This window comes from Rhizobium sp. P1_E6 (assembly GCF_056405875.1).
Genome location: NZ_JBFUBG010000001.1, coordinates 298,742 through 308,199 on the forward strand (window position 1 = coordinate 298,742; position 9,458 = coordinate 308,199).

A 9,458-nucleotide genomic window follows, 5' to 3' on the forward strand; every position below is an offset into this window, starting at 1 on the left:
GTCGGATGAGGCAGGATTATCGATAATCTTCATAGCGCGAAAGAGAGGGGCCGTCTTCTGCAAAATCGCGGCCGCCTGTTATGACGCAGCAGGCGTGAATGTGTCAGTGAGCGACCATCAGCTTGCCGATCTCCTGTGCCAGTTGATCCTGGGTGTAGGGCTTTCCGAGCTTGGCGACGTCAAGGTCCAGTCCGGCCGGGAGTTCGGCATATCCTGATGCAATGAGGATCGGCAAGCCGGGGGCTATCGTGCGGGCGGCTTTGGCGAGGTCTCCGCCGGTCATGCCGGGCATGGAATAATCGGTGATCATCAGATCGAAGCCCGCGCCGTTGCCGAGGCACTCGAGAGCTTCTTTCCCCGAATGGGCCTCGACCACTTCATGACCGAGATCGGTGAGCATATCGGCCGAGCTCATGGCGATCAACACGTCGTCGTCGACAAGCAATATGCGCTTCGGCCCCGAGACCCTGTCTGCGTCCACCGGCATGGCGTCCTCAGGTTCGATATGGACGCTGGCCGACGTGGAGACGGGGATCCAGAGTTCGGCCGTAGTGCCCTTGCCGGGCGTACTTTCCAGTTTCAGGTCGCCCTTCAATTGCAGGGCCAGACCATGGATCATGGAGAGCCCGAGGCCCGTTCCCTTTCCGAGCTCCTTTGTCGAAAAGAACGGCTCGATCGCCTTTTGAAGCGTCTCCTTGTCCATGCCGGAACCCTCGTCGGCGACGGTCAGGACGACGTAGCTTCCGGCGGCGAGTTCGTCGGTCGGCGCAATCTGCTCCGCCTGCTTCAGCGCGATGTGGATCGCGCCTCCGTCGGGCATTGCGTCGCGGGCATTGACGGCGAGATTGAGCAGGGCCAGTTCGATCTGGTTGGCGTCGGCCGACACGAGAGGAAGATTATCGGGAACCGTGGTTTCGATCAGGATGGTGGAGCCGACGGAGCGCTTCAGGAGGTCCGTCATGCCGAGTACGAGGGAGCGCATATCGACCGGGTCGATGTGCAGGTCCTGTCGCCGCGCAAAGGCAAGCAGTCTCTGGGTGAGGGAAGCGCCGCGCTTTGCCCCCTGCAGGGCGCCGTCGATCAGGCGAGTGGCCCTGATATCGTTTCCGACATATTTGCGCAACAGTTCGAGATTGCCGAGGACGGCCATCAGGAGATTGTTGAAGTCGTGCGCCACGCCGCCTGTGAGCTGGCCGATCGCCTCCATTTTCTGGGCCTGGCGAAGCTGCTCTTCGGCGCGCTCGCGCTGGGTGACTTCCGCCATCACGTTGGCATGGGCCTGCTCCAGCTCGCGCGTGCGCTCGGCGACCTTTTCCTCCAGTATTTCATTGAGCTGCCGCTGGTGCTCCTCTGCCTTCAGCCGCGCCGTGATGTCGGCGGAGACACCCACCATCTTCATCGCCTTGCCGGAGCGATCCTTGTAGAGCTGCGCGTGGATTTCAGCCCAGTGAACGGAACCATCGCTCCAGATAGTCCGGTATTCGATGGAATAGTCCGCGCCGGTTTCGATGGTCCTGCTCACGGCGGCCTGCATGCGCTTCCGGTCTTCGGGATGAACCGCGCTCAGCAGATCCCTGTAGGTAAATGGGTCTTCGGGACGGCGGCCGAAAATAGCCTTGCAGGTGGACGAGGTCGTCAACGCGTCCGACGCGAGATCGAGCTCCCAGGCGCCGAGCCGCCCGGCTTCGAGCGCCGTCTGCAGCCGGCGCTCGCCTTCATCGAGGGCCTCGATGCGCGTGCGCGCATCGTACTGCCGCCGGCGTCCGCGCATGGCCGAGCGGGCAACGCTGATGAAGGTGGTTGCGTGGAACGGACGTTCGACGAAGCTGACATTGCCAAGGACCTCGGACAGCCTGGCGGCTGCGGGATTGCGCTCGGGACCGCCGCCTCTGTTTGTCAGGATGATGAAGGGCAGGTCGGACCAGCTTGGCTGCTGTTCGATCCAGGCGGAGATGGCGCGCAGATCGGCGGAACGCAACGCTTCCTCAGTGACGACGGCAAAAGCGACGTCGTCATCAAGGGTTTCGACGAAGGAGGATAGATCGGTCGTCGCTTTTGGTTGTACGCCTGCTTCCTGCAGGAGTGACGCTGCAATCTGCGCATCACGCCCGATGGGAGCGAGGATCAGGCCGATGGCATTGCTTTTAGGAATTGTCGCCGTCCTCGTCTGAGGTATGAAGGAGCGGCTGTCTTTCGCCGACGAATGTCGGAACGCCGCGAAGCACGCCCTGGAAACCGGAAAGCGGGCCGCCAAGCTTCAACCCTTCATGGGTGATGCGGAATTCTCTGATCGTGTCTTCATGCATGCCGGTACGCTTCTTGATGACGGAAACGGCGCGGCGCACTTTGCCAAGGGCCTCGAAATAGCGCAGCAGGATCACGCTATCGGCGAGATAGGTGACATCGACGGGTGATTTCATGTCGCCGACGAGGCCATGCTGGGCAACCGTGAGGAAAGTATTGGCGCCCTGGCGGTTCAGGTATTGGAGAAGCTCATGCATATGCAGGATGAGCGCGTTTTCCTCCGGCATCGATGCCTGATAGCCGTTGATGCTGTCGATGACGACGGTTTTGGCATCGTAGCCGGCGACCCGGTCCCTGACGCGTTGCGCAAACTCTCCAGGCGACAGCTCGGCCGCATCCAGTTGCTCGATATGGATCAGCCCGTCGTCGTGCATCTTCTCGAGATCGATGCCCATCGATTTCGTGCGCGAAAACAGCAGCCCAAGCTCTTCATCGAAGATAAAAATGGCCGCCTTTTCGCCGCGCTCGACCGCCGCGACGACGAATTGCAGCGTAAACAGGCTCTTGCCTGTGCCCGCAGGGCCAATCAGCAGCGTATTGGAACCTCGCTCGATCCCGCCGCCAAGCAGATCATCCAACGCCTTGATGCCGCTCGAGAGGGTCGTGCGATCAAATTCGGTCTTGTGCTCGATCGCGCGCAATCGAGGAAACACCGCGACTCCGCCGGTCTTGATAAGGAAGTCGTGGTATCCGCCGCGGAACGTCTGGCCGCGATATTTGAGGACCCGGAGCCGCCGTCGTTCCGAACCGTAATCGGGCGCAAGCTGTTCCAGATGGATCACGCCATGCACGACGCTGTGAACGGTCTTGTCGAGATTGTCTGACGTCATATCATCGAGCAGCAGGACGGTCGCATCCGAGCGTGAGAAGAAATGCTTCAGCGCAAGGATCTGTCGACGATAACGCAGCGAGCTTTGCGCCAGCAGCCGGATTTCCGAAAGGCTGTCGATCACTACTCTCTGCGGTTTTACCCGTTCGAAGGCCTCGAAGATCAGCTTGGTCGTCTCGCCCAGTTCGAGATCCGATGAATAGAGCAGGCTCTGCTGCTGATCGGCATCGAGCAGGCTTTCGGGCGGCACGAGCTCGAAGATTTCTATAGCGTCGCCGAGTTCCATTCCGTGCGAGGCGGCACTGTCGCGCAACTCTTCTTCGCTTTCGGAAAGACTTATATAAAGGCAGCGCTCACCGAGATCGGCGCCTTCAAGCAAAAATTGCAGGGCAATCGTGGTTTTTCCGGTGCCGGGCGAACCTTCCAACAGGAATACATGACGACGTGTAAAACCGCCGAACAATACATCGTCCAGTCCTTCGACTCCGGTCTGTGCCTTCTTGTTCAAAACTTGGTCCATACTGTCTCCTAAATCAGTCAAGGAATTAGGGCAGGAGGTTTGAGGAACAAGACTGCTGATGACGTTAGTGCGAAACGTCATTCGAGCCGGAGTGGGAAGCAACTGACCTTTTCACACCGTCTTCGCCGCTTTATGAACTTCCCATTCGAATGAACGCGTCGGAGAAACAATGAGCAATGATGCCCGCAAAACCATAACCACCTGGTATGTCGATCCCGACGCAGAAGACCGGATGGCGGATGGGCATGCGCCGATCTGGCGACACCTCATCGACATCATCACCGAGCGCGACCTTTCGGAAAAAAGCGTCCTGGATTTCGGCTGCAATCAGGGCGGTCTGCTACGGCACCTCTATGCCATCCGGCCGTTTCGCAAGGCGCTGGGCATTGATATCGCCGAGCAATCAGTCGCCAAGGCCGAAACGCTCAAGGGCAACCTGCCTGTGCAGCATGCGGTCGGCGGAACACTCGACGGATGGGTGGAGGAGTTCGATCTGGCGATCAGCCACGAGGTCATCTATCTCGTCGAGGACATCGATGCACACGCTGCCGATATCTGGAAGTCGCTGAAGCCGGGCGGCGTCTATTATGCGGTGACCGGATGCCATACCGACAATCCACTTTGGCCGAAATGGCGTGAGCTTGTCGCCAAGCGGACGAACACGGTGGTGCAGGATCGCTCGATCACCGACTACGGACGCGCATTTACGAAGGCAGGCTTCCAGGTTTCCGGCAGGAAGCTGGAATATGACGGTTTCATCCCCTTCGTCGAGGATGGCTGGACACCCGATTTTGCCGATGCGCTGGATTATTACACCCAGACCAAGATCGTCTTCCGGCTCGTCAAGCGCCCGGACGGGCAAACCGCGTAAGCTCGACGTCGAAATGCGGCGGCTTGTCGGGATCGACCTCGACGAACCGCCCTTTGACCCGGAACGTTTTTTCGATCAGGCCGCTTTCTGCGAGCGCTCTTGGCTCACCATCGAAACGCAATTCTCCCCGCTCGAGAAGTGAAATGCGGTCGCTGACGGCGATGGCCTGGTTGATGTCGTGGATTGCCATGACGATCGTGACGCCCTTTTCCCGGCTGAGGCGGTGGATGAGATCGAGGATCTCGACCTGATAGCCGATGTCGAGGAAGGAGGTCGGTTCATCGAGGAGCAGGATGCCGGCTTCCTGCGCAAGGGCCGCCGATATCCATGCCCGCTGGCGCTCGCCTCCGGACAATTCCCGCAGCGCCCTGTCCGCCAGGCTCGTAAGGCCGGTACTGTCCAGCGCCCATTCGATGGCTTTTTCGTCCTTGCCGTCATAAGAGCGAAACAGGCCGACATGGGAAAACCGGCCCTGACGCACGAGCTGTGCAATGGTCATTTCGTCAGGGGCCGAGGGTTGCTGCGGCAGGAAGGCAAGCTTCCTGGCGATGGCGCGCCGTGACATCGAAGCGACGGACACATCCTCGATCGCAGCAGATCCTTCCGCCGGTTTGATCAGCCCGGCGAGCGCCTGCAGYGCCGTGCTCTTGCCTGAGCCATTGGGGCCGATCAGCGCACGGATTTCGCCTTTTTCCATGGATAGCCGAAACCCGCTGAGCGCCTTTCGGCGACCATAGAGAACGGATAGTTGCGAACAGCTCAGCGGCATGGGCGATCTCAAGGAACTTTGCGGAGAAGGGCAAGAAGAACGGGCACCCCGAGGAGTGCAGTGACCACGCCGATCGGGATCTCTTCGGCGTGCCCGACGAGGCGGCCAACGAGATCGCCGAGCGTGACGAGAACCGCGCCGAGAACGATCGTCAGGGGAATGACCAGCGGGAAGTGGCGTCCGGCCAGGAAGCGGGCGAGGTGGGGCACGACAAGCCCGATGAAGATGATCGGGCCGACTGCGCCGACCGCGCTTGCCGCAAGGATGCAGGACACCAGAAGCACCAGGGAGAATTGCCTGCGGTAAGAAAGACCGAAGGAGGCGGCGACCGAGGCATCCAGCTGCAGCAGGACCAATGGGCGATAGATGAAGGGCAGGACGGCAAGGCCTGCTATCGTGAACGGCAGGAGAAAGACCGCGTGATCCCAGGTGCGGGCATAGAGACTGCCTGAGAGCCATTCGAGGATGATTTCTATCCGCGCCGAGCCCCAGCCCGCGATCAATCCAATGGCGAGTGCATGCAGAACCGCTCCGATCGCAATGCCGCAGAGGGTGATCCGGAGAGGGCTGAGATCGAGCCGGAAGGCCAGCAGATAAATGATCCCGCCTGCCGCCAGACCGCCTGCCAGGCCTGCCGTCGGCAGCCATGCGATCGGCAGTTCGGCGAGCGTGTTCGAGCCCGGGTTGAAGATATAGACGGTAAACAGCAGGAATATCGTCACCGTCAGCGTCGCACCTTGCGAGACACCCATCAGGGAAGGGTCGGCAAGAGGGTTCCGGGTGATGGTTTGCAGCAGGAGGCCTGCGACGGCGAACTGAATGCCCGCCAATATGCCGGTGACGATCCTCGGCAGGCGGATATCGATGATGATCGAACGGGCTTCCGGGGATCCGTGCCCGGTCAGGGCGGCGACGATATCTGCGGCAGGAATATCCACCACGCCCAGAAAGACCGCGGCGGCAAGAGACAGGACGACGAGCGCAAGGCCTGACGGCAGCAGCCAGGCGGTCGATCGCGTCTGTGTCGGGGACGCCATCGTCATGCGCTGTCCCGCTGGAAGTCGAGGCGGCCGCGCTGGATCAGGTAGACGAAGACCGGCCCGCCAAGGAGCGCGGTAATGATGCCGACCGGCAATTCCTTGGGAATGGCGATCGTTCGGGCAACCAGATCCGCACAGGTGACGATGAATGCTCCTGTTGCCGCCGTGAGAGCGATCTCCCAGACCGCGCCCTGGGGCTTGAGAAGACGAGCGATGTGCGGCGCGGCAAGTCCGACGAAGGCGACCGGGCCGGCCACCGGGGCGACGCCGGCCACGGGACAAATGGCGAGGATCAGCAGAACGGGCTTCCAGACATCGAGCTGCAGGCCCATGGCCGCGGCCGCGTGCTCGCTCAGCGCAAACATTGCGATGACCCGGTGCAGCAACAGTGCTCCGATGACGCCGATGCCGATCCATGGGAGCATATGGATGAGGTGCGACCATGTGCGGCCCTGGAAGCCTCCTGATAACCAGAAGAGAAGGGCGGTCGACTGCGGGCCCGCGAGCAGCAGGACATAGATCGTGATGGCGCCAAGGAAGAGCGAAACGCTGACGCCGCCAAGCGCCAGGTGCAGGGGGCGTCCGTTGCCGCCTCTGGCTACCCAGAAGGTGACCGAAGCAGCAGTGAGCCCGCCGGCGAGGCCAATGAAGGGGTAGTAAGCGGACGAGACCCAGGGCAGGAGAACGAAGCTTCCGACGATCGGCGCGACAGCGCCGGCAGTGACGCCGGTGATGCCGGGATCGGCGAGCGGATTGCGCGTCAACGACTGCAGAAGATAGCCCGACACGGCAAGACCTGCGCCCGCGACGGCCGCCGCAAGGCTGCGCGGCAATCTCAAGGTCCAGACGAGGATCGACTCGATCTTTGCGTCAGGGGCAAAGAGCACGCGCAGCACGGTATCGAAGGAGAGCATCTTAGCGCCCGGCAGCAAGCCCAGCAGGACAATCGACAGTGTCGCGGCGACGACGAACCCAATGGCAACAGAGGATTTGCGAGCGTTCATCGTCGTCGCGATCAATTCGTTATTTCTGTGCTTCGGCCGGAATGATCTTGGCGGCTTCCGCTCGCACGTCCACTGCCGGGAATACCTCCGGATAGAGGTAGTGAGCCGCTTCGCGCAGCACGACCTCGCGGGCGATGGGGCCGTTCGTTTCGACCCACTGGTCGCCGACATAGAAAACCCGGTTGTTCTTCACGGCAGTCAATTCCTGCCAGATCGGGTTGTTTTCATGCGGCCGGTCGGGACCTGAATCGTAGATGAAGAGCACTTCCGGGTCCTTCTCCAGCATGGTTTCCAGGCTGAGATCGATGCCGAACTCACCGCCCGGCGTCATGTTGCCGGCGATATTGTCGCCTCCGATGGCTGCCAGGATCGAGGCGGAGGTATTTTCGGTGTGGAATGCAAACGGTGTTTCACCACCCCACATGATCGCGAAACGCGGATGGACATCCTTCGGGGCCTTGGCGGCATAGTCCGCGAGATGTTCCCGGAATTCCTTGTTCAATTGAACGCCGCGCGCCGGATTGCCGAGGATTTTCGAAAGCTCGGCGATCTCGCGGTCGCTCCCGTCAAGCAGTTCCATATTGTAGGCGACATAGGGGGCGATCTTTTCAAGCTGCGGCGCGTTGCCCACTGTGTAGCGACGGATAGCGACGATCAGGTCGGGCTTTGCTTCGGACAGAAGTTCGAGATTGGGTTTTGCCCGCTGGCCGATCTGCTTCATGCCGGCAGTCAGGCCGAGGAGGAAGTCCGGCTCGCGCCCTTTTGTCATGTATGTGCTGGCCACGGGCTTGATGCCGAGAGCAAGGGCGACATCATCTGCGAAATAGGAAATCGCTGCGATCCGCTTGGGCTGGACGGGAACCTCGACCGTGACGCCGCGGTCGTCGGTTACCGAGAAGGTCTTACCATCCTCGGCGAACACGGGGGCGCTCACCATCACGGACAAGAGGCTGATGAGAGTTGCAAATTTACGGACGTTGGGCACCATTGCGTATCCTCCACAGACTAGGCGAAGTCGCTTTAGGCGTTAAAGAGGAGTTCGGCAATCCACTTTTAATCCGATGCCCACAATTCGTTATTTCCGGTCAGCGTGTGGAAGGCGACGGCGGACGATGCTCGTATGGAACTTCGCACCGTAGAGAAGGCCATCGTCGTTGAAATCGAAGGTCGGGTTGTGCAGGGGCGCGGAGTCTCTGCCATTGCCGAGAAAGACGAAGCAGCCGGGGATGGTATCGAGGAAGCGGGCGAAATCCTCCGATGCCGTCATCGGCTCTTTTCGGATTTCGATGCTGTCGGGCTCGAAGACGTCGCGGGCGGCTGCGAAGGCCTCTTCAGTAAGGGCGGGGTCGTTGAGCAGGGGAACGAATTCCCTGGTGTAGGTGACTTCTACGGAGAGGTTGTAAGTGAGCGCCGTGCCTGCTGCGATCACCCGCATCTGCTTTTCGATTTCGGCGCTGACTTCGGGGTGGAAGCTCCTGGCGTCGCCGAGGATACGGGCGAGGCCGGGCAGGRCATTGCGGGTGCCGTCGGTCAGCAGTTCGGTGACGGAGACGACGCCGACATCTGTCGGGTCGAGGCGGCGGGATACGATGGTCTGCAGGTTCAGGACAAGTGCGCAGGCGGCGACCAGCACTTCGTTTGTCGCGTGCGGGCGGGCGGCGTGGCCGCCGGTGCCGCGCAGGACGATCTCGAAATTATCTTCCGCCGACATGAAGGCGCCGGAGCGGGTCTGGAAATGACCGACGGGGAGGCCCGGCATATTGTGAAGCCCATAGATCTCATCGAAAGGAAAGCGCTCGAAAATGCCGTCCTCGATCATCGCCAGCGCGCCCTTGCCCCATTCTTCGGCGGGCTGAAAGATGAAGCGCACCGTGCCGTCAAAGCCGTTGTCTTCGGCAAGCATCCTGGCGGCGCCGAGCAGCATGGCGGTGTGGCCGTCATGGCCGCAGGCGTGCATGACGCCGGGGTTGCCTGAGGCATAGGGCAGGCTTGATTGTTCCGGAATGCGCAGGGCGTCCATGTCGGCTCTGAGCGCAATCGAGCGGTTGCCGCTGCCGCGCTTCAGCGTGCCGACGACGCCGGTGCCGCCGACACCTTCCGCGACATCGTCGAGCCCGAATT

General features: G+C 61.0%; 8 protein-coding genes. 1 reads left to right on the top strand and 7 read right to left on the bottom strand.

Features of this window, described 5'->3' with window-relative positions:
- Positions 1-103: 103 nt before the first annotated feature.
- Both AC1D35_RS01490 and AC1D35_RS01495 read right to left on the bottom strand, forming a co-directional pair.
- Positions 104-2,176 (bottom strand): ATP-binding protein, encoded by a 2,073-nt coding sequence (locus AC1D35_RS01490; protein ID WP_113311173.1) that lies wholly within the window; start codon positions 2,174-2,176, stop codon positions 104-106.
- Positions 2,145-3,653 (bottom strand): ATPase domain-containing protein, encoded by a 1,509-nt coding sequence (locus tag AC1D35_RS01495; RefSeq protein WP_113311069.1) that lies wholly within the window; start codon positions 3,651-3,653, stop codon positions 2,145-2,147. Before AC1D35_RS01495 ends, AC1D35_RS01490 begins: the two co-directional genes overlap by 32 nt.
- Positions 3,654-3,822: 169 nt before the next feature.
- Between AC1D35_RS01495 and AC1D35_RS01500 the strand changes: the two genes are divergently transcribed.
- The gene (locus AC1D35_RS01500; protein ID WP_113311068.1) at positions 3,823-4,524 is read left to right on the top strand and encodes a class I SAM-dependent methyltransferase; all 702 of its coding nucleotides are present in this window, start codon (positions 3,823-3,825) and stop codon (positions 4,522-4,524) included.
- On the opposite strand, the gene AC1D35_RS01505 is transcribed toward AC1D35_RS01500, so the two are convergent.
- The 5 genes from AC1D35_RS01505 to AC1D35_RS01525 form a co-directional block, all read right to left on the bottom strand.
- Entirely contained in the window at positions 4,496-5,293 is a 798-nt protein-coding gene (locus AC1D35_RS01505; protein ID WP_113311067.1) for an ABC transporter ATP-binding protein, read from the bottom strand. The two genes, AC1D35_RS01500 and AC1D35_RS01505, sit on opposite strands and share 29 nt — an antisense overlap.
- Before the next feature lie 8 nt (positions 5,294-5,301).
- Positions 5,302-6,336 (bottom strand): iron ABC transporter permease, encoded by a 1,035-nt coding sequence (locus AC1D35_RS01510; RefSeq protein WP_113311066.1) that lies wholly within the window; start codon positions 6,334-6,336, stop codon positions 5,302-5,304.
- On the bottom strand, positions 6,333-7,337 hold the full coding sequence (locus AC1D35_RS01515; RefSeq protein ID WP_113311172.1) for an iron ABC transporter permease: 1,005 nt from the start codon (positions 7,335-7,337) through the stop codon (positions 6,333-6,335). The genes AC1D35_RS01510 and AC1D35_RS01515 overlap by 4 nt, the downstream gene beginning before the upstream one ends.
- A 19-nt stretch (positions 7,338-7,356) precedes the next feature.
- Positions 7,357-8,274, bottom strand: a complete 918-nt coding sequence (locus AC1D35_RS01520) for an ABC transporter substrate-binding protein (RefSeq protein ID WP_477853747.1) — start codon at positions 8,272-8,274, stop codon at positions 7,357-7,359.
- 138 nt (positions 8,275-8,412) lie between these two features.
- Positions 8,413-9,458, bottom strand: a 1,046-nt coding sequence (locus AC1D35_RS01525; RefSeq protein WP_477938187.1) for an amidohydrolase, incomplete at its 5' end; no start/stop codon positions are given.

Coding starts and splice junctions, on each gene's coding strand:
- AC1D35_RS01515 (WP_113311172.1), bottom strand. CDS start 7,337: ATGAACGCTCGCAAATCCTCTGTTGCCATTGGGTTCGTCGTCGCCGCG.
- AC1D35_RS01495 (WP_113311069.1), bottom strand. CDS start 3,653: ATGGACCAAGTTTTGAACAAGAAGGCACAGACCGGAGTCGAAGGACTG.
- AC1D35_RS01520 (WP_477853747.1), bottom strand. CDS start 8,274: ATGGTGAGCGCCCCCGTGTTCGCCGAGGATGGTAAGACCTTCTCGGTA.
- AC1D35_RS01510 (WP_113311066.1), bottom strand. CDS start 6,336: ATGACGATGGCGTCCCCGACACAGACGCGATCGACCGCCTGGCTGCTG.
- AC1D35_RS01500 (WP_113311068.1), top strand. CDS start 3,823: ATGAGCAATGATGCCCGCAAAACCATAACCACCTGGTATGTCGATCCC.